This is a genomic window from Pseudomonas sp. McL0111, from assembly GCF_052567255.1.
The window spans coordinates 1,038,556-1,062,559 of sequence record NZ_CP199585.1; the positions used below are offsets into that span (position 1 = coordinate 1,038,556).

The window sequence follows — 24,004 nt, forward strand, 5'->3', positions numbered from 1 at the left end:
AAGTGCCACACCGTCGATGACTCAAGCAGCCTGCGTCGGCTCAGCAGGCTGTTCGCCGTTCTTGAACAAAACAAAATTGCGTTCGGTGCTGTCGGTCGAGGCGCTCTTGAGGAGGAAACCGATCACTAACCCGCCGCCGAACAACACCCCGGTGAATCCCGGGAATGGTGGTTTGGCAAAGAAACTGAAATAGAGAACCGTGAGCATGCTGATCAAGAAATACGGCCCCAGAATCAGCACAGCCAATTTGCCGATGCGAGTGGCGGTTTGCAGTTTTTTGTCCAGCACCTGCCGGTCAGCCTCATCGAGCAACAGATCGGAACTGCACTGATAACAGTTGATAGGTTGCAACTTAACCAGCTCGAACGCCTGATGATAGGAAGGCTTGAGCGTGTAGCTGCAATGCCCGCAACTCATGCCCGCGTCCTTGTAAGGCGTGGAATCCGTGACTGCGGTGGCCTCGTTGGTGTGACTCATAACAGTAAAATCCCTTTAAATTGACAGCGTCGGCCGAAAAAGCCGCGCGCAATTCTACCAGAGCGTACCTGCCATGGCGTTGGCTGCACACGCCGTAGCCTTTTTAGATGAAGACATCCACGGGCACTTTGAAGCGCTCAGCCAACCAGCGAATCTGGCGCAAGTTGAGCTTGCGCTTGCCATTCAAAATCTCCGAAACGACTGATTGAGTTCCGACACCCGGCAAGTCGCTCTGAGTCAGGCCATGTTCACGCATCATGTAGCCAAGAACCTCTTCGCCACTCGCCTCGGCCATAGGATGGTGGGTGTGATCCCACTCCTCAACCCAGTCTCCGATGATCTCTACCAGACTCATCAATGGATGCGCTTCATCATCACCAGTGATCTCCAGGATCTCGTCGACTGCCCGTACCAGAGAATCGTAGTCCTCTTCACTCTTCGGTTTTCGAAGCAAAGGTGAGACAAACTCCCAATGCTCGGCAACAGTCTTGATCAGAATACTCATACCTTTCCTTCCCTCCATTTTCCACGCTCATACTCCCGGTGACCCAACACATGCTTTATGTAGAGCGTCTGAGAGCGATAACTGACAAAAGCGATCAACCTCAGCTTGTTGCCACCAATATCGAAGACATGAAACTCACCAACCTTGTCGGTCGCCGGAAAGATCGACTTCATCGCCGAAAAGTCCTTGGGGCAGCTCCTTTTTGCCAAACGAAACCACTGCGCCAAGGCGCTTGCAACCTGCGGCCATTGCTCCTTGGCCTCTCGAATGGGTTTTTCGCTAAACACATGCATGCAACATCCTTATCGCATTCTGCTATGGAAAGTTAATCACAGATCAAGATTATCGCAACTTGCGATAACACCTGACAGACCAACGGGCTCGCTCGGTGTGTCTCAGCCTAGGTTCAATGTCGATGCCTGCACGATTGAAAATATGAGCAAACGTCTCCAAGTAGGTGTTATCTGCTCTCTTCTGGACTTCGCTCATGACCAATCCACTCCTCATCCCCTGCCCCCACTGCAACGGCCTCAACCGCATCCCCGCCGAGCGTCTCGGTGATCAGCCAAAGTGCGGGCGCTGCAAGGCCGAAGTGCTGCTGAACAAACCGTTCGAACTCAAGCAAGGCGACTACGCCAGCCAGATCAAGGGTGATCTGCCGCTATTGGTGGATGTGTGGGCGGGCTGGTGCGGGCCGTGCAAGTCGTTTGCGCCGGTGTTTGAGCAGGCTGCCGCGCAACTGGCGGGCAAGTGCCGTCTGGCCAAGCTGGATAGCGAGGCCAATCAGCAGTTGTCGGCGCAGTTGGGGATTCGCTCGATTCCGAGTCTGATTCTGTTCAAGAACGGCCGGGAAGTGGCGCGGCAGAGCGGGGCGTTTCCGCTGCCGCAGTTGATGGCGTGGCTGCACAGCCAAGGCATCTGACACGGTATAAAACCCATTGTAGGAGTGAGCCTGCTCGCGATGGCGTCCTGTCAGTCAACTCGATTGTTGAATGGACGGACGCCATCGCGAGCAGGCTCACTCCTACAGGGGATTTGTGTGTATCTCGAGTGATCAGGCGTCTTCCAGCAGGTTGTGCAGTTCGACGAACTGCTGCGTCAGCTTGTGCCGTGGGTCGAGGTGGATCAGTGGGGTATTCGCCTGATGCGACTCACGCATGCGTACCGAGCTGGTCAGGTATACCGGCAGCACCGGCAACCCTTCAGCAATCAACTCATCAAGAATCTGCTGCGGCAGGCTGGCCCGGGCCTGGAACTGGTTGACCACGATGCCTTCAACTTCCAGACCTTCGTTGTGGTCTTCCTTCAATTCTTCGATTTCGGCCAGCAAGCCATAAAGGGCCTGACGCGAGAAGCTGTCGCAATCAAAGGGAATCAGCACACGATCAGCGGCGATCAATGCAGACACCGCGTAAAAATTCAGCGCTGGCGGAGTATCGAGGTAGATGCGGTCGTAATCTTCGCTCAACTCGTCGAGCAACTTCCGCAGTTTGTTGATCTTGTGTTTGGCCTCAAGCTTGGGCTGCAAGTCAGCCAGCTCGGCGGTGGCGGTAATGATGTGCAGGTTGTCGAACGGCGTTTCGTAGATATCAGCCTGATTCTTTTTGGAGAACGGCCCGGAAGACAGGGTTTGCTTGAAGAAATCGGCAATGCCCATCGGTATGTCGTCACCCGTGAGCCCTGTCAGATACTGCGTGGAATTGGCCTGGGCATCTAGATCCACCAACAGCGTGCGATAACCCTCGCTGGCGCTGACCGCCGCCAGATTGCAGGCAATGCTTGATTTGCCTACCCCACCTTTCTGATTGAACACCACGCGCCGCATGACAAAACCTCCGTGTATCAAAGAATGACCGAGTGTAGATGCGTGCGGCTGCGCTTCGCTACCTCCGCGGACACGGACTACAGCGTCATTGGTTATTTCCGAGGGACGGCAGGGTAAAAACGGCTATCGAGCGTCGAGATTCCCGACAGACAGCCGCGTGACAATCTGGATAATGGCCAAGTGACAGTTTTTTCTGCGAACCACTCGGTACATTTCATTGCGCAAAACGTAACCAGCATTTGCTACACACACCTTGCACCGCGATAATGCGCGCCACCCGGCGCTGTGCGCCACGTCAAGCCAGCCGTGGCTTTGACCATTCACCGCGTCAAACAAGCCCGCAGGGGCGGGATAAATGTCCGTGATCAACTTCAACATCGCCCAGTGGCGCGCGTGGGCCCCCGGGCTCGACAGCGTGGACGCCTGGCAGGCCTGGAGCCGACAACCGGTCGCGCTCCAGAGCAGTGATGCCGCGCCCGATGTGTCGTTCCTCCCGGCCATGCAACGCCGACGTTTGAGCCGTCTGGCGCGGATGGCTTTCAGTGTCGGCTGGCCACTGGCCGAAGGCCGCGAGAATTTGCCGCTGGTGTTCGTCTCCCGGCACGGTGAAACCCCGCGCACCTTCGACATCCTCAGCGATCTGGCCACCGAACAGCCATTGTCGCCGACCCAGTTCAGCCTGTCGGTGCACAACGCGATCATCGGTTTGTGGTCGATCATGCGCGGTGAAACCAGCGAAATGACCGCCCTCGCCGCTGCCGGCGATGGTCTGGAAAACGGCATGCTGGAGGCCGCAGCGCTGCTCAACGAAGGCGCACCCGCCGTGTTGCTGGTGATCACCGAAGAACAACCGCCCCAAGCCTATTCGACGTGGATCGACGACGTGCCATTCCCCTACGCGGTCGGTCTGCTGCTGACGCCGGGTACCGACTGGCGGCTGACCCTGAACAGCACAACAGAAGCACTGTCAAAAGCTCAATGGCCCCACGCGCTGAATCTGTTGCGCGCCCTGCTCGGCCAGCAAACCCTTTGCCAACATGCCTGGAAAAATCGTGTATGGACCTGGCAACGCAACCCGTAGCCGTTAAAAACCGCGACGCCTACTACTGGCGCCTGCTGGCCACCGCCGCAAGCTTCGCCCTGTTCGGGCTAGGCGGGCTGTGCCTGCGCGTGCTGGTATTTCCGCTGCTGGCTTGTCTGCCCGGTGACGCGCAGGTACATCGGCAACGAGCGCGACAGACCGTCAGTCGGCTGTTCTGGTTTTTCGTGCGGTTCATGGCCCGCACTGGTGTGCTGACCTACGACATTCAGGGTGCCGAACGCCTGGGTCGCCCGGGGCAGATGATCATCGCCAACCACCCGTCGCTGATCGACGTGGTGTTTCTGATCGGTCTGGTACGCCACGCCAATTGCGTGGTGAAAAAAAGCCTGTGGGAAAACCCCTTCACCCGTGGCCCGTTGCGCCGTACCCAATACATCAGCAACGACGGCAGCATGGACATGCTCGATGCCGCCGCCGATGCACTGAAAACCGGCCAGACCCTGATCATTTTCCCGGAAGGCACCCGCACCCAACCGGGGCAGGCGCCGGCCTTTCATCGGGGGGCCGCAGCAATCGCCCTGCGCGGTGCGAAGATCCTCACCCCGGTGGTGATCAAGGTCAGCCCGACCACTTTGACCAAGGCCGAGCCGTGGTATCGCATTCCAATGCGCCGCGTGCATTTCAGTTTTCGCGTCGGTGCCGATATAGATCCACAGACCTTTGCCGCGCAAGGCCCTGCACCGCAGGCCTCGCGCAAGCTCAACGATTATTTGCACTCTTACTTTATTAAGGAGCTCGCCGAAGATGAGCGATCTGAATCGTGACATTAAAGCGTTGATCATCGACGCCCTCGGCCTCGAAGACATCAGCGTCGACGACATCGGCGACGACCAGACCCTGTTTGGCGAAGGCCTCGGCCTGGATTCGGTCGACGCGCTGGAACTGGGTCTGGCGATCCAGAAAAAATACGGCATCAAGATCGACGCCGACGCCAAAGATACCCGCAACCATTTCACCAACGTGGCGAGCCTTGCGGCCTTCGTCACGGCAAAACAGGCAGCTTGAGACCGGACCATGCAAACTCGTGACGATATCTTCAACACCCTGCGTGATGCGCTGGTCGAGCTGTTCGAACTCGATCCGGCCCGTGTGAGTCTGGAATCGAACCTGTATCAGGATCTGGAAATCGACAGCATCGACGCAGTCGACCTGATCGATCACATCAAACGTCAGACCGGTAAGAAAATCGCCGCCGAAGAGTTCAAGTCGGTGCGCACCGTCAGCGACGTGGTCGAGGCGGTCTACCGTCTGGTTCAACCGGCCGCATGAGCCGATTGATCGGCCTCGGCCTGCTGCTGGCGGGCCTGCTGTACCCCTTTGCGGTGTATTTCGGCATGGAGCATTTTGCCCCGTGGCAGTTCGGCTTGCTGCTCGGCAGCCTGTGGCTGGCGCGGGCGCTGACCGGCGAGCGCAAGCCCGGCAGCCTGTGGATGGCGGTAGTCGCCATCGCCTTCTGCCTGTTGCTGGCAGTGTTCGATAGTCCGTTGCTGTTGCGCTGGTATCCGGTGCTGATCAGCGGCTTCATGCTGGCGCTGTTCGGCCTGAGCCTGAAATTCGGCCCGCCGATGGCCGAACGTCTGGCGCGACTGCGTGAGCCGCAACTGCCGCAAAAGGCGATTCGTTACACCCGTCAGGTCACCGTGGCCTGGAGCGTGTTTTTCTTCTGCAACGGTTTATGCGCCGCGCTCCTGACGCTGTGGGCGCCGCTGAACTGGTGGATGTTGTACACCGGGCTGATCTCCTATGGATTGATCGGCCTGATGTTTGCCATTGAATGGCTGATACGACAAAGGGTAAGAGGTCGCCCATGAATTGGATAAAACTTGAGCAACTGTTGCTCAAGGCATCGCCGGCTCGCGCAATTACCCGCGAGCCGGCACTTGATCACGCACAACTGTGCGAGCAAGCGCTGAGCCTCGCCGCCGGTCTGCAAGCCCGGGGCGTGCAGCGCATGGCGGTGCATCTGGAAGATGCGGCCGAACTCGCCGTCGCCCTACTTGGTGCCTGGCGCGCCGGGGTCAGTGTTTTGTTGCCTTCGGACTTGCAAGCGCAGACCCGCCAGCGCTGGTCAGGCGACGTCGATCTGTGGCTGACCGATCAAACCAGCGACGAGCAACCGACAGCGTTGTATCAATCGCCTCTGGCCGCTGCAGAACTTGACCTCGACCAATGCCGGTTGAGCCTCTGCACGTCCGGTTCCAGCGGCGAACCCAAGCGCATCGACAAGACCCTGCGCCAACTGGCCAACGAAGTCGAAGCACTGGAGCAGTTGTGGGGTGCCGACCTCGGTGAGGCCTGCATCATCGGCAGCGTCGCGACTCAACATATTTACGGTTTGCTGTTCCGCGTGCTCTGGCCCTTGTGTGCCGGGCGCCCGTTCGTGCGCAAGCAACTGGCCTTCCCGGAAGACCTGCAGCGCGCCAGCCGCGAGCACTCGGCGTTCGCCTGGATCGCCAGCCCGGCGCTGCTCAAGCGCATGGGCGACAACCTTGACTGGCCAGCACTGAGTGCCGTGCGCCGGGTGTTTTCCTCCGGCGGCGCGCTGCCAACCGACGCCGCGCAAAGCCTGCATCAGCGCTTGCAACAGTGGCCGACCGAGATCCTCGGCAGTTCGGAAACCGGCGGTATTGCCTGGCGTCAGGGCCAGGACTTGTGGCATCCGTTTGCCGACGTCGAACTGACTCAGGACAGCGACGGTGCCCTGCTGATCGCCTCGCCCTATCTGCCCGCCGGACATGTCGAACACACCGCCGATGCCGCACGCATCGCCGCTGATGGCCGCTTCGAATTGCTTGGGCGGCTGGACCGAATCGTCAAACTCGAAGAAAAGCGTATTTCCCTGCCGATGCTAGAACAGGCGTTGATGACCCACGACTGGGTCGCTGAAACGCGTCTTGGCGTGGTGCAGGAAAACCGTGCGTCGCTCGGTGCGTTGCTGGTGCTCAGTGAAAACGGCCTCTTTGCCCTGCGCGAGCATGGCCGTCGCCACTTGACCGAAACCTTGCGCCAGCATCTGCGCGAGCATTGCGAAGCTCTCGCCCTGCCCCGGCGCTGGCGCCTGCTGCGTCAACTGCCGCTGAACAGCCAAGGCAAGCTGCCGCAGGCCGAAGTCGAAGCGCTGCTGCTGGCACCGCGCCCGAAAGCCCCAGAAGTGCTGGAACAGACGCAAACCGATGGCGAATGGAACCTGCAACTGACCGTCCCGCCAGACCTCGCCTACTTCAGCGGCCACTTCCCCAAAGCCCCGGTGTTGCCGGGTGTGGTGCAAGTGGAATGGGCGCTGAACCTCGGCCGGCAGGTGCTGAACCTGAGCGGCGCGTTCGCCGGCATGGAAGTGCTGAAGTTCCAGCGTCTGGTGCGCCCGGGCGATGAAATCCAGTTGCACCTGCGTTTTGAACCGACACGCGGCAAGCTGTATTTCACCTACCGCAACGACACCGCGACCTGCTCCAGTGGCCGAATCCTGCTGGAGACTGCTCATGCATAACATTAATGAGTGCTGCGCACTCAATCGCGAGAAGGCTCGCTCCCACATTACTCCGCGCAACCTGTGGGAGCGAGCCTGCTCGCGAAGCGGTCACAGCGGTCACTCGGTAGAGAATCGGTATGCATAACCCTTGTGCAGTGATCCCGGTCTACAACCACGAAACCGCGATCAGCAGCGTGGTCGATGCCCTGCTCGCGCAAAATCTGCCGTGCATTCTGGTGGACGACGCCAGCAGCAAATCCTGCGCGCAGGTGCTGGACACACTGGCCGGGCGCGACAACGTTTATCTGGTGCGCCTGACCGTCAATCAGGGCAAGGGCGGTGCGGTGATGACCGGTCTGCGTGAAGCGTCGCGTCTGGGTTTCAGCCATGCCTTGCAAGTCGATGCCGATGGTCAGCACGACTTGCAGGACGTCGCCCGTTTCATCGCCGAATCCCGCGCCCATCCAGAAGCGATGATCTGCGGTTATCCGCTGTACGACGCCAGCGTGCCCAAGGGCCGTTTGTATGCGCGCTACCTGACCCATGTGATGGTCTGGATCAACACCCTGTCGCTGCAGATCCGCGACTCGATGTGCGGCTTTCGCGTGTATCCGCTGGTGCCGACTTTGTCTGTGATCGACTCGGCGCGAGTCGGCAAACGCATGGATTTCGACTCGGACATCCTTGTGCGCCTGTCATGGCGCAATCAGCCGATGCGCTGGCTGCAAACCAGCGTGCATTACCCGCTGGACGGCGTGTCGCACTTTCGGATGTTCCACGACAACGTGCTGATTTCGAGCATGCATACGCGGTTGTTCCTCGGCATGCTGCTGCGCTTTCCACTGATCCTCTGGCGGCGGTGGCGGGCATGACCGTCGAGACCGATAAAAAGCACTGGGCCGACCGCGAAGAACGCGGCAGTTTCCTGCTGATGAAATTCACCGCTCTGGCTGCCAAGGTCCTTGGCCGGCGTCTGCTGAGTCCGTTGCTGTACGGCATCGTTTTGTACTTTTTCCTGTTCGGTCGCACGGCCCGCCGCAGCGCCTGGCAGTACCAGCAACGGCTCGCCGACTGGAGCGGGCGCAGCGAATTGCGCCCAAGCCTGTGGCGCGTATTTGGCCAGTTCATGGCGTTTGCCGATTCGATGCTCGACAAGCTCGATGTGTGGAACGGCAAGCTGCGCATCGAGCAGATCGAAATCATCGACCCGGCGCTGCTGCGCAATCAGTTGCGTGGCACGCGTGGACAACTGCTGGTCGGCGCGCATCTGGGCAATCTCGAAGTGTGCCGGGCGCTGGCGGAAATCGGCGAAAAGGTCACGATGAACGTGCTGGTGCACACCAAGCACGCCGAACAATTCAATCGTCTGCTGGGCGAGGCCGGGGCGACTAATCTGCGCTTGATCCAGGTCAGCGAACTCGACCCGGTGATCATGCTGCAATTGCACGAACGCCTGGAGCGTGGTGAGTGGCTGGCGATTGCCGGCGACCGCGTGCCGCTGCACGGCGGGCGCAGCATCAGCGTGGATTTTCTCGGCCACCCGGCAGCGTTCCCGCAAGGCCCATGGTTGCTGGCCGGTCTGCTGAAATGCCCGGTCAATCTGCTGATGTGCCTGAAACAACCTGACGGCCACTATCGCCTGAGCCTCGAACCCTTCGCCGACACCATCGCGTGGAAGCGCAGCGAGCGCGAGCAGGTCATTCATCAGTGGGCGACCCGTTACGCCGAGCGACTGGGTCACTATTGCCTCGAAGCGCCACAACAATGGTTCAACTTTTACCCTTTCTGGAAGACCGATGACGACGCCAACCCATGAGCCGGTAACCTTCGGCGAACGCCCTTTGCGCATCGAAGACGTGCTGGCCCTGGCCAACCGTCAGGCGCCCGTGCAGTTACAGAGCGACGCGGCTTACCGCGAGCGCATTGCCAAGGGTGCGCGATTCCTCGATTCGCTGCTGGACAAGGAAGGCGTGATCTACGGCGTGACCACCGGTTACGGCGATTCCTGCGTGGTCGCGGTGCCGTTGCATCACGTCGAGGCGCTGCCGCGTCATCTCTACACCTTCCACGGTTGCGGGCTGGGCAAACTGCTCGACGCCCAAGCCACCCGTGCGGTGTTGGCGGCGCGCTTGCAGTCGCTGTGCCACGGCGTTTCCGGGGTGCGCGTGGAGCTGCTGGAACGCCTGCATGCGTTTCTTGAGCACGACATCCTCCCACTGATTCCCGAAGAAGGCTCGGTCGGCGCCAGCGGCGATCTGACGCCGCTGTCCTACGTCGCCGCGACCCTGTCCGGCGAGCGCGAAGTGATGTTCCGTGGCGAGCGCCGGCAATCCGCCGACGTGCATCGCGAACTCGGCTGGACGCCGCTGGTGCTGCGCCCGAAAGAAGCGCTGGCGCTGATGAACGGCACGGCGGTGATGACCGGTCTGGCCTGCCTCGCCTATGCCCGCGCCGATTATCTGCTGCAACTGGCAACTCGCATCACCGCACTCAACGTGGTGGCGCTGCAAGGCAATCCGGAGCATTTCGACGAGCGCCTGTTCGCTGCCAAGCCGCATCCGGGGCAGATGCAAGTCGCCGCGTGGCTGCGCAAGGATCTGGCCATCGACGCACCGACCGCGCCACTGCATCGTTTGCAGGATCGCTACTCCCTGCGTTGCGCTCCGCACGTACTCGGCGTATTGGCCGACAGCCTGAACTGGCTGCGTTCGTTCATCGAAATCGAGCTCAACAGCGCCAACGACAACCCGATCATCGACGCCGAAGCCGAACGCGTGTTGCACGGCGGGCACTTCTACGGTGGACACATCGCGTTCGCCATGGACAGCCTGAAAAACCTCGTGGCCAACGTCGCTGACCTGCTGGATCGCCAGCTCGCCTTGCTGGTGGATGAGCGTTACAACCACGGCTTGCCAAGCAACCTGTCGGGCGCCAGCGCCGAGCGGGCGATGCTCAATCACGGCTTCAAGGCTGTGCAGATCGGCACCAGCGCCTGGACTGCCGAAGCGCTGAAAAACACCATGCCGGCCAGCGTGTTCTCGCGTTCCACCGAGTGCCATAACCAGGACAAGGTGAGCATGGGCACGATCGCCGCCCGCGATGCGATCCGCGTGCTGGAACTGACCGAACAGGTCGCCGCCGCCACGCTGCTCGCAGCCAATCAAGGCGTGTGGCTGCGCGGTCGCGACGAAGACGCCCGCCCACTGCCACCGTCGCTGGCGGCAATGCACGAAGAGCTGGCCAAGGATTTCCCGCCGGTGATCGAAGATCGTGCGCTGGAAGGCGAGTTGCGCCTGTGTCTGCAACGTATCGCCGAGCAACACTGGAGGCTGCATGCGTAGCGCCGGAGTGCTCCACGCCGATACGGAAATCCTCGTACCGTTCTTCGACGTCGACACCATGCACGTTGTCTGGCACGGCCATTACGTCAAATACCTCGAAGTCGCACGTTGCGCCTTGCTGGACAAGATAGGCCACAACTACACGCACATGGTCGAGTCCGGTTTTGCCTGGCCGATCATCGACCTGCAACTGCGCTACGTGCGCGGCGCGGTGTTCGGCCAACGCCTGAACGTGCGCGCCAATCTGGTCGAGTGGGAAAACCGGCTGAAGATCAATTACCTGATCACCGACCTGGAAACCGGCGAACGCTTGACCCGCGCCAGCTCGGTGCAGGTCGCGGTCGAAGTCAGTAGCCGCGAGATGCAACTGGCCTCACCGAAAGTCTTCACCGATGCCGTGGAAAGGATGCTGCGATGAACAGGTTTTTCAAAGGTTTTGGCCTGCTGTGCCTGCTCGGTCTCTCGTCGCTGGCCAACGCTTTCGACCTGCAACAACTGAGCGCACAACTGGCCAGACCGGACGTGATCCACGGCCAGTTCATTCAGGAAAAACACCTGCGCGCCCTGCCCCAGCCACTGATCAGCAAGGGCAGCTTCGTTCTGGCGAAAAACTACGGCCTGCTGTGGCTGCTGAAAAGCCCGCTGCAACAGGATTACCGGATCAGCGCCAAGGGCATAGCCCGGCGCGACGACAACGGCTGGCAAATGCTGCCGAACAAGAGCGCCGGGGCCGAGCAGAACCGCTTGTTCCTCGCCGTGCTGCAAGGTGACAGCAGTGGCCTGCAACGCGACTTCGAACTGGCCCTGAGCGGCGACGCGCAACAGTGGAAACTGACGCTGACACCGCGTTCGTTGTTGCTCAAGCAAGTGTTCAACCAGATCAACATTGACGGCGGCGCGCTGGTGCAAACCATCGAACTGCTGGAAACCCAGGGCGACAGCACCGTACTGCGCATGCAGGACAGTCAGGCTGATCAACCATTGAGCGATGCGGAGCAGCATGACTTTGCTGAATGAACGCAGGCTGCCGTGGCTGTTTCTGATCCTGCTGCTGGCAGTCGTCGCGCTGGGCGGCTGGCAGTGGCGCCATGGCGCGCCGCTGTCGGCGAACCTGATGGAACTGGTGCCCGGCACCAGCCCTGACTCCCTTGAACTGCGTGCCGAACAGCGCATGCAGGAACCGCTCAACCGCGAAATGCTGGTGCTGGTCGGGCATGCGGATCGCCAGCAAGCAGTCGCCATGGCGCAGACACTCGGCGAGCAATGGCAGGCCAGTGGTCTGTTCGAAAAAGTGCAGTGGAACCTGCAAGCGGATCTGCCGGCGCTGCGCACTCAGCTGTTGCAAGGACGGCTGGCGATGCTCTCGGCGGATGACCGGCAACTGCTGAGCGAACACCCGGACGCGTTCATTCAGCAACGGGTACAAGCGCTGTTCGACCCCTTCACCGGTTTCAGCCTCGTACCAAGCCAGGACGACTGGCTGGGCCTGACCGGGCGCATCCAGAACAGCCAGCCACAACACGGCGCGGTGCAACTGGACATCGGCAGCGGCGCACTGATCGCCGATGCCGACGGCAAGAGCTGGGTGCTATTGCGTGCGCGCACCACCGGCAATGCCTTCGACATGAACCTGCCACTGCAAGTCGCCGACCTGCTGCAACGCAGTCGCGATCAAGCCGCGCGCAGCGACGTACAACTGCTGGCCGCCAGTGGTTTGCTGTACGCCGCCAATGGCCAGCAACAAGCCACGCGGGAGATGACCTGGGTCGGTGGCGGCGCCACCATCGGCATTCTGTTGCTGCTGTTGCTGGCGTTCCGTCGCTGGCGCGTGCTGCTGGCATTCGTGCCGGTGCTGGTCGGTATGTTGTTCGGTGCGGTGGCTTGCGTGGCGCTGTTCGGCCATATGCATGTGATCACCCTGGTGCTCGGTTCCAGCCTGATCGGCGTCGCGGTGGATTACCCGCTGCATTACCTGTCCAAGAGCTGGAGCCTCAAGCCGTGGCGCAGTTGGCCGGCCCTGCGCCTTACCTTGCCGGGGCTGACCCTGAGCCTGATCACCAGCGGCATCGGTTATCTGGCGCTGGCCTGGACGCCGTTTCCGGCCCTGACGCAGATCGCGGTGTTCTCCGCCGCCGGCCTGCTCGGCGCCTATCTGTCGGCGGTGTGCCTGCTGCCGGCGTTGTTGAAGAATGTCGAACTGCGCCCGGCGCAATGGCCGCTGCAAGTCGCTGAACGCCTGTTGAGCTGGCGGGAAAAACTCCTGCAACACGCCAAGACCCCGATGTTGCTGGCCCTGCTGATCGCCTTCTGCGCCGGCGGCCTGATGCAACTGCAAAGCAAGAACGACATCCGCCAATGGGTCGGCGCACCGAAGCACCTGACCGATGAAGCGCAGACCATCGCCCGCATTACCGGTTATCAGCCGACCAGCCAGTTTTTCCTGGTGCGTGCAGCCGATCAGCAGCAACTGCTGGAACGGCAAGCCGCGCTGAGCGAGCGTCTGCAACAACTGGTCAATCTCGACAAGCTGCAAGGCTATCTGACCCTGGATCAACTGGTCAGCGCCCCGAGCCAACAGCAGCAAGTGCGTGAATCGCTGAGCAAACTGCCTGAGTTCTGGCAACCGTTGCTGGATCTCGGCGTGCCGCTCGCGGCCCTGCAAAACGAGCTGCATCAATTGCAGACCCTGCCCGCCGAAAGTATTGATGACGCCCTCGTCGGCCCGCTCGGCGAACCCTATCGTCCGCTGTGGCTCGGCCCGACCGAGGACGGCGTGGCGGCAATTGTCAGTCTGCAAGGCCTGAATGATCCGGCGCTGTTAAAGATTCAAGCGCTGGATTTGCCCGGCGTGACGCTGGTGGACCGTCTCGGCGATTTGAACAAGGTGTTTGCGGCAACCCAGGTCAGCGCTGCCGAACTGAAACTGGCCTCCTGCGTGCTGATCGTGCTGGTGTTGATCCTGCCGTTCGGCTTCGGCGGTGCGTTGCGCATCGTTGCTCTGCCGCTGCTGGCGGCGTTGTGCAGCCTTGCCAGTCTAGGCTGGCTCGGCCAGCCGTTGACCCTGTTCAGTCTGTTCGGCCTGTTGCTGGTGACGGCGATCAGTGTCGATTACGCGATCCTCATGCGTGAGCAGGTCGGCGGCGCCGCTGTCAGCCTGCTCGGCACGTTGCTCGCGGCGTTGACCACCTGGCTGTCGTTCGGCCTGCTGGCGGTGTCCAGCACCCCGGCGGTGAGCAACTTCGGCCTGTCGGTCAGCCTCGGTCTGGCGTTCAGCTTCATTCTGGCGCCGTGGGCCGGGCGTCAGACCCACGCCGCTACGGTCGCGGAGCCGACAACATGATGGTCGTCGTCTTCTGGCTGATGGCACTGGCGATGTTCGCCGTGGCCACTCGCATCGGCCGCCACTTTGGTCTGATCCCTATCGTCAGTCAGTTGCTGCTGGCGACTTTTGGTCTGCCGTTGCTGATGTACTTCTGGATCGAACCGGGCTGGCAACTGAGCGGCGCCGCACTGATCGCACCTGAGTGGCTGAAAAATCTATACAGCCTGAGCTTTGCGCTGTTGCTCGGGCATATCCTCAGCGATGTGATCGACCTGCGTCTGGATCGCCAGAGCCTGAAAATCGCCCTGCCGAGTTTCGCCGTGCCGTTCGTTTGCGGCGTCGCGACGGCCGTGTGGTTGCTGCCACCGCAAGCGTGGATCAGCTCGCTGGCCATCGGTCTGGTGTTCGCCATTACTGCGATCCCGGTGCTGTATCTGTACCTGCGCCATATCGACTATCCGCCCGCCGCCACCCGGCGTCTGGTGCAGACTGCAATCCTCATCGACCTGACTTGCTGGACGCTGTTCGGCGTTGCGCAGGGCAGCCTGCACTTGAGCAGTCTGCTGCTGCCGCTGGGCCTGGCTTGTGTGCCGTTGTTGTTGCGCGGCTTAGGCATCCGTCGACCGCTGACCTACAGCCTCGGTTTCTTCGCGCTGCTGATACTGGCCGAACATTACAAACTCAATGCGCTGATCCTCGGCATCGGCTATCTGCTGTGCATGGCCGCGCTCAAAATACCCTTGGTGCTGCCGCTGCCGGCACGCTGGATGAACCGTTTGCAGACATGGATAGCGATTCCGCTGATCCTGACTTTCGGTATCGTCCAGATCGATGTGCACAGCGCCCTCGCCAGCCTCGGCGCAGTGCAATGGGCAGCGCTGCTGCTATTGCCGATCGTCAGCAAACTGCTCGGTAACTGGCTCGGCCTCGGCTGGGCTGGAGCGTCGTTCGAAGGCGCCAGCCGCTGGCGCGAAAGCGTGCTGCTGAACATTCGCGGGTTGAGCGAAATCGTCTTTCTCAATTTACTGCTGCAACAACAACTCATCAGCCCGGCGCTGTACTTCGCGCTGATGCTGATGGGTTTGGGCGCCACCTTGCTGCCGGCGCTGATCGGTCTGCATCGGGCGCCGCTGAGCATCACCCCCCCTCTAACACGGAGTTCACGTGGCAATCGTTGAAATGGAATCTCGTCAGGTCGTGATCATCGGGGCCGGCCCGTCCGGCGCCATCGCCGGCGCATTGCTCAAACGCCAGGGCCACGATGTATTGGTGATCGAGCGCCAGCATTTCCCAAGGTTTTCCATCGGCGAAAGCCTGCTCAGTCATTGCCTGGATTTCGTCGAAGAAGCCGGCATGCTCGACGCGGTGAATGCCGCCGGATTCCAGCGCAAGACCGGCGCTGCATTTGCCTGGGGCGAGCGCTACAGCGCCTTCGATTTCAGCGAAACCTTCACCGCCGGCAAGCCGACTACGTTCCAGGTGCAACGCGCCGATTTCGACAAGCTGCTGGCCGATCAGGCCGAGTTACAAGGCGTGGAAATCCGATACGGCGAGGCGATTGTCAGCGTTGATTTCGACCGGGCAAAACCGCATCTCGATGTGCGTCGCGAAGATGCCAGCGAATACCGGATCGAGGCCGATTTCGTCCTCGATGCCAGCGGTTATGGACGCGTGCTGTCGCGGATGCTCGACCTCGAAGCACCGTCGAATTTCCCGGTGCGCCAAGCGGTGTTCACCCACGTCGAAGATCACATCGACAATCCGGCCTTCGACCGCGAAAAAATCCTCGTCACCACCCATCCGTTGCATCGCGATATCTGGTTCTGGACCATTCCGTTCAGCAATGGTCGTTGTTCGGTGGGAGTGGTTGCGGCGGCAGAACACTTCGACGGTCGCGACAGCGATCTGGATGCCTGCCTGCGCGGTTTCATCGCCGAAACCCCAAGCCTGTCCGGCGTCTTGAACAATGCCGTGTGGGACACCCCGGCGCGCACCCTCGGCGGTTACGCGGCCAACGTCAAAACCTTGCACGGCCCGGGCTTTGCGCTGCTGGGCAACGCGGCGGAGTTTCTCGACCCGGTGTTTTCCTCGGGCGTGACCATTGCCATGCGTTCGGCGAGCATGGCCGCCGCGGTTTTGCATCGTCAGTTGCAGGGCGAAACAGTCGACTGGCAAACCGAGTTTGCCGAACCGCTCAAGCGTGGCGTCGATACCTTCCGCGCCTACGTTGAAGGCTGGTACGCAGGTACTTTTCAGGACGTGATTTTTTATGAGCAAGGCTCAGCGGATATCCGTCGCATGATCTGCTCGATCCTCGCCGGTTACGCCTGGGACGAACGCAACCCGTTCGTCAGCGAAGCGCGTCGTCGGCTGAAGACGATTTCCGAACTCTGTGCCAAGGACGCCCCATGAATTACCTGAGCGACAACTACGTCGAAGAAACCCGCTTCGGTTTCTGGTTCCTGCGCAGCCACACCTGGCAGCACCATGTGCTGCGAGTGGCAATCAACGACTTGCGCAGCCTGTTCAGCGATCCGCTACCGGCCAATCCGGTAATGCTCGACGCCGGTTGTGGTCAGGGTAAATCCTTTCGTTACCTGCGCCAGACCTTCGCCCCGCAACGGCTGATCGGCGTCGATGCTGACCCGCACAGCCTGCAATTGAGCGGTGAAGAGGCGACGCGTCTGGGATTTGATGTCGAGTTGATCGGCAGTGATTGCGCGACTCTCAACGTGCCGGACGCCAGCGTTGATGTGCTGTTCTGTCACCAGACCTTCCATCATCTGGTGGAGCAGGACAAAGCCCTCGCCGAGTTCTATCGGGTACTCAAGCCGGGCGGCTATCTGCTGTTCGCCGAGTCGACCGAGGCTTACATTGATACCTGGGTGATTCGTTGGCTGTTCCGCCATCCGATGCATGTGCAGAAGAGCGCGGCGCAGTATCTGCAAATGATTCGCCAGCAGGGTTTTGAATTTGCTGAGCAGAACGTTTCGTACCCGTATTTGTGGTGGAGTCGGTCGAAGGATTTTGGTTTGCTGGAGCGGACAGGGTTGCTCAAGCCGAAGCCGTTTGGTCAGCGTGAAGAGACGCTGGTGAATGTCGTCGCCCGCAAGCCTCTGGCAGGTAATCTCTGATGCAACACAGTCGATTGGTGCACATTGAACCCTGTGGGAGCTGGCCTGCCAGCGATTGCGGTGGATCAGTCAGCCGGAATGCTGGATGCGCCGACGCCATCGCTGGCAAGCCAGCTCCCACAGGAATTGTGGTGTGGCTGATGTTGGTGATATTTGCCCTGCTCAGTGGATGCGCCAGCAATGCGCCGCTGCCTGTGGATAACCCGAAACTGCCCTTGCCGCTGCAATTGCACATCGAACGCCACCAGGCCGATCAACGTCAGGACTGGCTGTTGGTGATCCAGCAAGAAGGCCCGGGCATTCGCTGGTCGATGATGGACCCGCTGGGCATTCCCGTGGCCCGTCAGCAACTGATCGACGGACACTGGCAGGCCGATGGACTGCTGCCGCCGAATCCCGAGGCTCGGGAGCTGTTCGCCGCGCTGCTGTTCGCGCTGACGCCGTCCGGTGAACTGCTGCGCAACTACCCCGCTGCGCAACAACAGGACAAGCAACGTTCACTGCCAGCGCGTTGGGACGTGCGTTACTCACAACCGCTGAACTTCGAATTGAATCTGCCCCAAGGCCCGCGTTATCGCGTGTCGCCACTCGGTGAACCGACGCCATGACCGCTTATCTGAACGCTCTCGGTGTGATCTGCGCCCTCGGCCGCGATAAACGCCAGGTGGCGCAACACCTGTTCGCCGGTGATTGCTCGGGCATGCGCCTCGAAGGTGGTTGGGTGCCCGAACGCGAATTGCCAGTGGCAGCGGTGCAGGGCGACCTCGCGCCGATCCCGCCACACCTGGCGGAACAGAGCAGCCGCAATAACCAATTGCTGCTGGAAGCGGCGTTGCAGATCCGTGACGACATCGAACAAGCGATCCAGACCTACGGCCGCGAGCGCATCGGTGTGGTGCTCGGCACCAGCACTTCGGGCATCGACGAAGCCAGTCGTGGTCTGGCGCATTACATCAGCAATCAGCAATTCCCGGCTGAGTACGATTATCGGCAACAGGAACTCGGCGCCCCGGCGAATTTTCTCGCCGACTGGCTGCAACTCAGCGGCCCGGCCTACGTGATATCCACGGCGTGCACCTCCAGCGCCCGGGCGTTGATGAGCGCGCAACGTCTGCTCGATCTGGGGCTGTGCGACGCGGTGCTTTGCGGTGGCGTCGATAGCCTGTGCCGACTGACGCTCAATGGTTTCTCGGCACTCGAAGCGGTGTCCGACGAGCGCTGCAATCCGTTTTCCGCCAACCGCAACGGCATCAACATCGGCGAAGCGGCGGTGCTGTTCGTGATGAGTAAACAACCCGGCAACGGCCCGGCCATCGCCCTGCTCGGTGCTGGTGCCAGTTCCGATGCGCACCATATTTCTGCGCCGGAGCCGAGCGGTCGCGGCGCGCTGCAAGCGATGCAGAAAGCCTTGAGCCGCGCACATCTGCAAGCCGGGCAAATCAATTACCTGAACCTGCACGGCACCGCTACCCAACACAACGACGCCATGGAAAGTCTGGCGGTCGACGCGCTGTTTCCGCAGGGCGTGCCGTGTTCATCGACCAAACCGATGACCGGCCACACCCTCGGCGCCGCTGGTGCACTGGAAGCGGCGTTCTGCTGGCTGAGCCTGAGCGCCGACAATCCTGAACACGCGTTGCCGCCACACGTCTGGGACGGTCAGGCCGATCCGGCTCTACCAGCCCAGAAGTGGGTGACCGCGAGCGAACGCCTGTCGTCCATTGCTCCCCGCTACCTGATGAGCAACTCCTTTGCCTTCGGCGGCAACAACGTCAGCCTGATTATTGGAGACGCCCCATGAGTGACTGGCCGCTCGCCGAACTGCTGCCCCACGCCGGCGACATGATCCTGATCGACGAGGTGCTGAGCTTCGACGACGAGCAGATCCACACCCGGCTCACCGTGCGCCCCGACGGCCTGTTCAACTTGCCCGACGGCAGCCTGCCGGCGTGGGTCGGCATTGAGTTGATGGCGCAGAGTGTTGCGGCCTTCGCCGGTTGCCACGCGCGACAAAAGGGCAACGCCGTGGAGCTGGGTTTTCTGCTCGGCACGCGCAAATTCGAATGCAATGTCGAGGCGTTTCCGGCTGGCAGCGCACTGACCATCCACGGTCTGCGCTCGCTGGAAGATGACAACGGCATGGGCGTGTTCGAATGCCACATCAACGCGCCGGGCATTCATGCCAGCGCCCGACTGAACGTGTTCCGCCCGCCCGAAGCGGGGCAATATCTACAACAAACCAAGGAGTCGAACGATGACTGAATCCGTATTGGTCACCGGCTCCAGCCGTGGCATTGGCCGCGCAATCGCGCTGCGTCTGGCGCAGGCCGGGCATGACATCGTCCTGCATTGCCGCAGCGGCCTGGCCGAAGCGCAAGCGGTGCAAACCGAAGTCGAAGCGCTGGGCCGCAAGGCGCGCATCCTGCAATTCGACGTCGCCGACCGCGAAACCTGCAAAAGCATTCTCGAAGCCGACGTCGAAACCCACGGCGCCTATTACGGCGTGGTGCTCAACGCCGGCCTGACCCGCGACGGCGCCTTTCCAGCGCTGAGCGATGACGATTGGGACGTGGTGCTGCGGACCAATCTCGACGGTTTCTACAACGTTTTGCACCCGGTGATGATGCCGATGATCCGCCGTCGCGCTGCCGGGCGGATTGTCTGCATCACTTCGGTTTCCGGGTTGATCGGCAACCGTGGACAGGTCAACTACAGCGCCTCCAAGGCCGGGGTGATCGGCGCCGCGAAAGCATTGGCGATCGAGCTGGGCAAGCGCAAAATCACGGTTAACTGCGTCGCCCCGGGCCTGATCGACACGGCCATGCTCGACGAAAACGTGCCGGTGGAAGAACTGATGAAAATGATCCCCGCACAACGCATGGGCACTCCGGAAGAAGTGGCCAGTGCAGTGAATTTCCTGATGTCGGCGGAAGCCTCGTACATCACCCGCCAGGTGCTGGCGGTCAACGGAGGCTTGTGCTGATGAAGCGCGTCGTCGTCACCGGCATGGCCGGCATTACCTCGCTGGGCAGCGATTGGGAGACCATCGCTGGCAACTTTGCGGCCAATCGCAGCGGCATCCGCCGAATGGACGAGTGGGATCGCTTCAGCGAACTCAACACCCGGCTGGCCGGGCCTGTCGACGATTTCGTCGTGCCGAGCCACTGGACCCGCAAGCAACTGCGCAGTATGGGCCGCGTCTCGCGCCTTGCAGTTGGTGCGGCAGAGCAGGCATTGGCCAACGCCGGACTGCTCGGTGATCCGTCGATCAAGGACGGTCGGATGGGCGTGGCCTGCGGCTCATCCACTGGCAGCACCGATGAGATCAAAGCGTTCGGCAACATGCTGCTCAACTCGGTGGCCGAGGGGTTGAACGCCAACTCCTACGTGCGGATGATGCCGCACACCACCGCAGCGAACATCAGCATTTTCTTCGGCCTGACCGGGCGTCTGATCCCGACTTCCAGCGCCTGCACCAGCGGCAGCCAGGGCATCGGGTATGCCTACGAGGCGATCAAGTTCGGTCGTTTGCCGCTGATGCTCGCTGGCGGCGCCGAAGAACTCTGCCCCACCGAAGCCATGGTCTTCGACGCGCTGTACGCCACCAGCCTGAAAAACGATGCGCCGCAAACCAGTCCGCGTCCCTATGACAAGGATCGCGATGGCCTGGTGATCGGTGAAGGCGCCGGCATGCTGGTCCTCGAAGAGCTGGAACACGCCCTCGCCCGAGGCGCACATATACACGCCGAGATCGTCGGTTTCGGCAGCAACGCCGACGGCCAGCACACCACGCGTCCAGAGCAAATCACCATGCGCCGCGCCATGGAGCTGGCACTGGAGGACGCCGGCGTTGGGCCGGAGGTCATTGGTTATGTAAATGGTCACGGTACGGCTACAGAACAGGGCGACATTGCCGAAACACTGGCGACCAGCAGTTTGTTCGGTGAACGCATGCCGATCAGTTCGCAGAAGAGTTTCCTCGGCCACACGCTCGGGGCCTGCGGCGCGCTGGAGTCGTGGTTCAGCATCGAGATGCTCAACCGCGATCAGTATGTGCACACGTTCAACCTCGACGAGATCGATCCGAACTGCGGCAAGCTCGATTACCTGCGCGGCGAATTCCGCCAGATGCATCACGAATACGTGATGAACAACAATTTCGCTTTTGGTGGCGTCAACACCTCGTTGATTTTCCGCCGCTGGCACTGACCGCAACACGTTTGGAGTGAAGGGAATGACTCAGTTTTACCGCATCGCCGCCCTGCTGGCCCTGGCCTTGGTGCTCGGCGGATGCACCAGCAAACCGGTGTACAACGCCAAGGAAGAGTTCTCCAGCAACCTCGGTTTCACCTCGCCGCAAATGAGCCGCGCCATCGTCACCGCGCTGAATGACCGCCAATGGGTCGTGCAATCGGTGCGCCCGGGCATGATCAAGGCCGCCATTACCGTACGTGGCAGCCATCACGCCGAAGTCGACATTCCGTTCACCCCGACTTCGTTCGAAATCGACTACCGCAGCAGCTACGGCCTGAACTACAAGGACGGCAAGATCCACGGCAACTACAACCGCTGGGTCAACCGTCTGCGCGACAACGTGCTCAAAGAACTGTCGATCAACCCGGACATCGAAGCCGTCAACAACCTGGGCATCATCAATCAGGGCGCCGACGAACCGACCTACCTGAGCTTTCGCGAAGGCGTCAAACGCGCCACAGACGCTGGCCTGCTGGACGGCAGCGTGAAGTTCTACCTGGCCGGCGAAACCCTGCCCAACCAAGTGCGCAAACTCGATACCGTGAGCAGCAGCCGCAAGACCAACGGCTCGAACAAATCCGACGCCGACGCCTGCTTCTGGGCCCTGCAATCGGCCCTCGCCACCCTGCAGAACGCAGCGAAAAAAGCCGACGCCAACGCCGTGATCAACATCGCCAGCGTCGACCAGCGCGACCTCTACAAAGACACCGAAAAATTCCAGTGCCGTGCCGGGCTGGTGGTGTCGAGCGTGGCGCTGCGTGGTGATTTGGCGCACGTGGACTGACGAACACATTATCTGTGGCGAGGGAGCTTGCTCCCGCTCGGCTGCGCAGCAGTCGTAAATCCGGAGGCTGCGAATTTACAGACAGACCGCGAACACAGGATTTGGGGCCGCTTCGCGACCCAGCGGGAGCAAGCTCCCTCGCCACAAAGGGCGCCATTTGGCGCCCTCTTCATTTTCAGCATCTACACTCGCTCAAGCAGGCCATCACGCAGCGCCTGCCCGAACGGCGAGCCAGGTCGATCAAACTCTCGCGGTTCTCTTTCACCGTCAAGGAGATGACCATGCAAGTGAAAGCCCTGTTCGCCGCCGCGCTGTTGGGGCTGCTTCCCAGCGCCAGCCAGGCAACCAATCTGATGTACATGCCATTCGAGACGGTGCTGTCGGACGCGATCCGCGCCGGACGGCTGGATGGCAGTGTGAAGTTTTATCTGGCGGGCAATGGGCCGCAGGGCACGCAGCGGTTGTTGCAGCGCGGTGTGGTGAGCGATTTGCGTACCGATGGTTTCAACAAGAGTGATCACGATTCCTGCGAGTGGGTGCTGCAGTCGAACTTGATCAAGCTGCAGGCCGATGCCAAGCGAGTCGGGGCGAATGCGGTGACCAATATCGTCAGTTTCTACGACCAGCATGTGCGCAAGGATCTGAATACGTATGAATGTCGGGCGGGTGTTTTTGCGACGCGGGTGGCGTTGAAGGGGGATCTGGTGCGATTGCCTTGAGAGCTGTGGTGCTTGCGCGGACGCCATCGCGGGCAAGCCCGGCTCCCACAGGTATCAGGTCGCTCAATCCATTTGTGAGCACCAGCGATCCTGTGGGGGAGCTGGCTTGCCAGCGATTGACTGCGCAGCAGTCAGACTTGCTCGACCTTGCGCGTGAGCAGTTCGACGAAGGCCTTGGCCATCGGTGATTTCTGATCCTTGCGCTGCACCAGCCACACCGCCGTCACCGCCTCCGGGTCGCGCAGCGGTCGGTAGACCACGCCGTCGATGCGCATGCGCTGATACGAGGCTGGCATCACTGAGACGCCCAGCCCGGCTGCCACCAGGCCGATGATGGTCATGGCCTCGCCGGCCTCCTGAGCAAAGTGCGGACTGAAACCGGCATCCCGCGCCAGACTGAGCAATTGCGCATACAGACCGCTGCCGTAGCTGCGCGGGAAGAACACAAAAGGTTCCAGCGCCAGCTCCGAAAGAAACAACCCTTCTTCACTGCCCTGCGCCAGCGGATGTTTGGAGCTGAGCACGGCGACCAGCGGTTCGCGCATCAATTCGACCACGCTCAGCGAATCCGGCAGCCCCAACGGGCGCATGATCCCGACTTCAATCGACTGATCGACCAACGCATCGGCAACCATGGTGCTGCTCATCTCACGCAGATTCAGATGCACAGCCGGGAAGCGCTGGCGGAAGGCAAAGATCGCCTGGGGAATGGTCGAGTTGAACGGCGCCGACGAGGTGAAGCCGATCTTCAGTTCTCCGAGTTCGCCGAGCTGTGCACGACGGGCGACATCCGCCGCTTTGTCGACCTGCGCCAAAACCAGTCGCGCCTCTTCGAGAAACAATCGCCCCGCTTCGCTAAGCTCAACCCGACGATTGGTACGTTCGAACAGCCGTGCGCCAACCTCTTGCTCCAGCGCCTGAATCTGCTGGCTCAGCGGCGGCTGGGAGATACCCAGCACCTGTGCGGCGCGGCCAAAGTGCAATTCTTCGGCGACGGCAATGAAGTAGCGCAAGTGACGCAATTCCATGGAGACCCCATTAGGTCGTTAAAGCTATCAAACAGGTCGAACAA

At 61.0% G+C, this 24,004-nt stretch carries 28 protein-coding genes; 23 read left to right on the forward strand and 5 right to left on the reverse strand.

All coding sequences use genetic code 11. The features are described 5' to 3' along the window. Positions 1 to 21 precede the first annotated feature (21 nt). The 3 genes from ACTWLJ_RS04690 to ACTWLJ_RS04700 all read right to left on the reverse strand — a co-directional run bounded on the left by ACTWLJ_RS04690 (position 22) and on the right by ACTWLJ_RS04700 (position 1,275). Positions 22 to 477 (reverse strand): hypothetical protein, encoded by a 456-nt coding sequence (locus ACTWLJ_RS04690; protein WP_445180044.1) that lies wholly within the window; start codon positions 475 to 477, stop codon positions 22 to 24. Positions 478 to 580: 103 nt separating this feature from the next. Continuing rightward, on the reverse strand, positions 581 to 982 hold the full coding sequence (locus tag ACTWLJ_RS04695) for a helix-turn-helix domain-containing protein (RefSeq protein WP_445180045.1): 402 nt from the start codon (positions 980 to 982) through the stop codon (positions 581 to 583). Next, entirely contained in the window at positions 979 to 1,275 is a 297-nt protein-coding gene (locus ACTWLJ_RS04700) for a type II toxin-antitoxin system HigB family toxin (RefSeq protein ID WP_401216820.1), read from the reverse strand. The genes ACTWLJ_RS04695 and ACTWLJ_RS04700 overlap by 4 nt, the downstream gene beginning before the upstream one ends. A 194-nt stretch (positions 1,276 to 1,469) precedes the next feature. On the opposite strand from ACTWLJ_RS04700, the gene trxC reads away from it, so the two are divergent. After that, the gene (trxC, locus tag ACTWLJ_RS04705) at positions 1,470 to 1,904 is read left to right on the forward strand and encodes a thioredoxin TrxC (RefSeq protein WP_445180046.1); all 435 of its coding nucleotides are present in this window, start codon (positions 1,470 to 1,472) and stop codon (positions 1,902 to 1,904) included. Between the two features lie 132 nt (positions 1,905 to 2,036). Here the strand turns inward: trxC and ACTWLJ_RS04710 are convergent, their stop codons facing one another. Beyond that, on the reverse strand, positions 2,037 to 2,807 hold the full coding sequence (locus tag ACTWLJ_RS04710; protein WP_102355587.1) for a ParA family protein: 771 nt from the start codon (positions 2,805 to 2,807) through the stop codon (positions 2,037 to 2,039). A 355-nt stretch (positions 2,808 to 3,162) separates the two neighbouring features. Between ACTWLJ_RS04710 and ACTWLJ_RS04715 the strand changes: the two genes are divergently transcribed. The 22 genes from ACTWLJ_RS04715 (at position 3,163) to ACTWLJ_RS04820 (ending at position 22,932) form a co-directional block, all read left to right on the forward strand. Further along, a complete protein-coding gene (locus ACTWLJ_RS04715; RefSeq protein ID WP_445180047.1) occupies positions 3,163 to 3,888 on the forward strand; it encodes a beta-ketoacyl synthase chain length factor in 726 nt (241 codons plus the stop codon). Beyond that, positions 3,864 to 4,673: a lysophospholipid acyltransferase family protein gene (locus ACTWLJ_RS04720; RefSeq protein ID WP_401216824.1), complete on the forward strand. Its 810-nt coding sequence runs from the start codon at positions 3,864 to 3,866 to the stop codon at positions 4,671 to 4,673. Before ACTWLJ_RS04715 ends, ACTWLJ_RS04720 begins: the two co-directional genes overlap by 25 nt. Then, positions 4,654 to 4,914, forward strand: a complete 261-nt coding sequence (locus ACTWLJ_RS04725; protein WP_445180048.1) for a phosphopantetheine-binding protein — start codon at positions 4,654 to 4,656, stop codon at positions 4,912 to 4,914. Before ACTWLJ_RS04720 ends, ACTWLJ_RS04725 begins: the two co-directional genes overlap by 20 nt. A 9-nt stretch (positions 4,915 to 4,923) precedes the next feature. Further along, positions 4,924 to 5,178, forward strand: a complete 255-nt coding sequence (locus ACTWLJ_RS04730; protein ID WP_007947135.1) for an acyl carrier protein — start codon at positions 4,924 to 4,926, stop codon at positions 5,176 to 5,178. Then, positions 5,175 to 5,720 carry a hypothetical protein gene (locus ACTWLJ_RS04735; protein ID WP_401216827.1) on the forward strand — a complete coding sequence of 182 codons (546 nt, stop codon included), beginning with the start codon at positions 5,175 to 5,177 and terminating at the stop codon, positions 5,718 to 5,720. The genes ACTWLJ_RS04730 and ACTWLJ_RS04735 overlap by 4 nt, the downstream gene beginning before the upstream one ends. Next, on the forward strand, positions 5,717 to 7,396 hold the full coding sequence (locus ACTWLJ_RS04740) for an AMP-binding protein (protein ID WP_445180049.1): 1,680 nt from the start codon (positions 5,717 to 5,719) through the stop codon (positions 7,394 to 7,396). The genes ACTWLJ_RS04735 and ACTWLJ_RS04740 overlap by 4 nt, the downstream gene beginning before the upstream one ends. A 119-nt stretch (positions 7,397 to 7,515) precedes the next feature. Beyond that, on the forward strand, positions 7,516 to 8,250 hold the full coding sequence (locus ACTWLJ_RS04745; protein ID WP_445180050.1) for a glycosyltransferase family 2 protein: 735 nt from the start codon (positions 7,516 to 7,518) through the stop codon (positions 8,248 to 8,250). Continuing rightward, positions 8,247 to 9,194, forward strand: coding sequence for an LpxL/LpxP family acyltransferase (locus tag ACTWLJ_RS04750; protein WP_401216832.1), 948 nt, complete (start codon positions 8,247 to 8,249; stop codon positions 9,192 to 9,194). The genes ACTWLJ_RS04745 and ACTWLJ_RS04750 overlap by 4 nt, the downstream gene beginning before the upstream one ends. Then, complete coding sequence (locus ACTWLJ_RS04755) at positions 9,175 to 10,719, forward strand: HAL/PAL/TAL family ammonia-lyase (RefSeq protein WP_401216833.1); 1,545 nt, start codon at positions 9,175 to 9,177, stop codon at positions 10,717 to 10,719. Before ACTWLJ_RS04750 ends, ACTWLJ_RS04755 begins: the two co-directional genes overlap by 20 nt. Continuing rightward, positions 10,712 to 11,137 (forward strand): acyl-CoA thioesterase, encoded by a 426-nt coding sequence (locus ACTWLJ_RS04760; protein ID WP_445180051.1) that lies wholly within the window; start codon positions 10,712 to 10,714, stop codon positions 11,135 to 11,137. The genes ACTWLJ_RS04755 and ACTWLJ_RS04760 overlap by 8 nt, the downstream gene beginning before the upstream one ends. Next, positions 11,134 to 11,736 carry an outer membrane lipoprotein carrier protein LolA gene (locus ACTWLJ_RS04765; protein ID WP_445180052.1) on the forward strand — a complete coding sequence of 201 codons (603 nt, stop codon included), beginning with the start codon at positions 11,134 to 11,136 and terminating at the stop codon, positions 11,734 to 11,736. Before ACTWLJ_RS04760 ends, ACTWLJ_RS04765 begins: the two co-directional genes overlap by 4 nt. Further along, entirely contained in the window at positions 11,720 to 14,059 is a 2,340-nt protein-coding gene (locus ACTWLJ_RS04770; protein ID WP_445180053.1) for an MMPL family transporter, read from the forward strand. The genes ACTWLJ_RS04765 and ACTWLJ_RS04770 overlap by 17 nt, the downstream gene beginning before the upstream one ends. Continuing rightward, on the forward strand, positions 14,056 to 15,219 hold the full coding sequence (locus ACTWLJ_RS04775; RefSeq protein WP_445180054.1) for a sodium:proton antiporter: 1,164 nt from the start codon (positions 14,056 to 14,058) through the stop codon (positions 15,217 to 15,219). Before ACTWLJ_RS04770 ends, ACTWLJ_RS04775 begins: the two co-directional genes overlap by 4 nt. Further along, on the forward strand, positions 15,206 to 16,453 hold the full coding sequence (locus ACTWLJ_RS04780; RefSeq protein WP_445180055.1) for an NAD(P)/FAD-dependent oxidoreductase: 1,248 nt from the start codon (positions 15,206 to 15,208) through the stop codon (positions 16,451 to 16,453). Before ACTWLJ_RS04775 ends, ACTWLJ_RS04780 begins: the two co-directional genes overlap by 14 nt. Continuing rightward, positions 16,450 to 17,175: a class I SAM-dependent methyltransferase gene (locus ACTWLJ_RS04785; RefSeq protein WP_445180056.1), complete on the forward strand. Its 726-nt coding sequence runs from the start codon at positions 16,450 to 16,452 to the stop codon at positions 17,173 to 17,175. The genes ACTWLJ_RS04780 and ACTWLJ_RS04785 overlap by 4 nt, the downstream gene beginning before the upstream one ends. Further along, on the forward strand, positions 17,175 to 17,783 hold the full coding sequence (locus ACTWLJ_RS04790) for a hypothetical protein (protein ID WP_445180057.1): 609 nt from the start codon (positions 17,175 to 17,177) through the stop codon (positions 17,781 to 17,783). Before ACTWLJ_RS04785 ends, ACTWLJ_RS04790 begins: the two co-directional genes overlap by 1 nt. Continuing rightward, the gene (locus ACTWLJ_RS04795) at positions 17,780 to 18,976 is read left to right on the forward strand and encodes a beta-ketoacyl-[acyl-carrier-protein] synthase family protein (protein WP_445180058.1); all 1,197 of its coding nucleotides are present in this window, start codon (positions 17,780 to 17,782) and stop codon (positions 18,974 to 18,976) included. The genes ACTWLJ_RS04790 and ACTWLJ_RS04795 overlap by 4 nt, the downstream gene beginning before the upstream one ends. After that, positions 18,973 to 19,437 (forward strand): hotdog family protein, encoded by a 465-nt coding sequence (locus ACTWLJ_RS04800; protein ID WP_445180059.1) that lies wholly within the window; start codon positions 18,973 to 18,975, stop codon positions 19,435 to 19,437. Before ACTWLJ_RS04795 ends, ACTWLJ_RS04800 begins: the two co-directional genes overlap by 4 nt. Then, positions 19,430 to 20,158: a 3-oxoacyl-ACP reductase FabG gene (fabG, locus tag ACTWLJ_RS04805; protein WP_445180060.1), complete on the forward strand. Its 729-nt coding sequence runs from the start codon at positions 19,430 to 19,432 to the stop codon at positions 20,156 to 20,158. The genes ACTWLJ_RS04800 and fabG overlap by 8 nt, the downstream gene beginning before the upstream one ends. Continuing rightward, positions 20,158 to 21,384, forward strand: coding sequence for a beta-ketoacyl-ACP synthase (locus ACTWLJ_RS04810; protein WP_445180061.1), 1,227 nt, complete (start codon positions 20,158 to 20,160; stop codon positions 21,382 to 21,384). The genes fabG and ACTWLJ_RS04810 overlap by 1 nt, the downstream gene beginning before the upstream one ends. Positions 21,385 to 21,409: 25 nt before the next feature. Further along, positions 21,410 to 22,213 (forward strand): hypothetical protein, encoded by an 804-nt coding sequence (locus ACTWLJ_RS04815; RefSeq protein WP_445180062.1) that lies wholly within the window; start codon positions 21,410 to 21,412, stop codon positions 22,211 to 22,213. Positions 22,214 to 22,494: 281 nt separating this feature from the next. Continuing rightward, positions 22,495 to 22,932: an excinuclease gene (locus ACTWLJ_RS04820; RefSeq protein ID WP_445180063.1), complete on the forward strand. Its 438-nt coding sequence runs from the start codon at positions 22,495 to 22,497 to the stop codon at positions 22,930 to 22,932. A gap of 131 nt (positions 22,933 to 23,063) precedes the next feature. On the opposite strand, the gene ACTWLJ_RS04825 is transcribed toward ACTWLJ_RS04820, so the two are convergent. Continuing rightward, the gene (locus tag ACTWLJ_RS04825; protein ID WP_445180064.1) at positions 23,064 to 23,960 is read right to left on the reverse strand and encodes a LysR substrate-binding domain-containing protein; all 897 of its coding nucleotides are present in this window, start codon (positions 23,958 to 23,960) and stop codon (positions 23,064 to 23,066) included. Positions 23,961 to 24,004 lie beyond the last annotated feature (44 nt).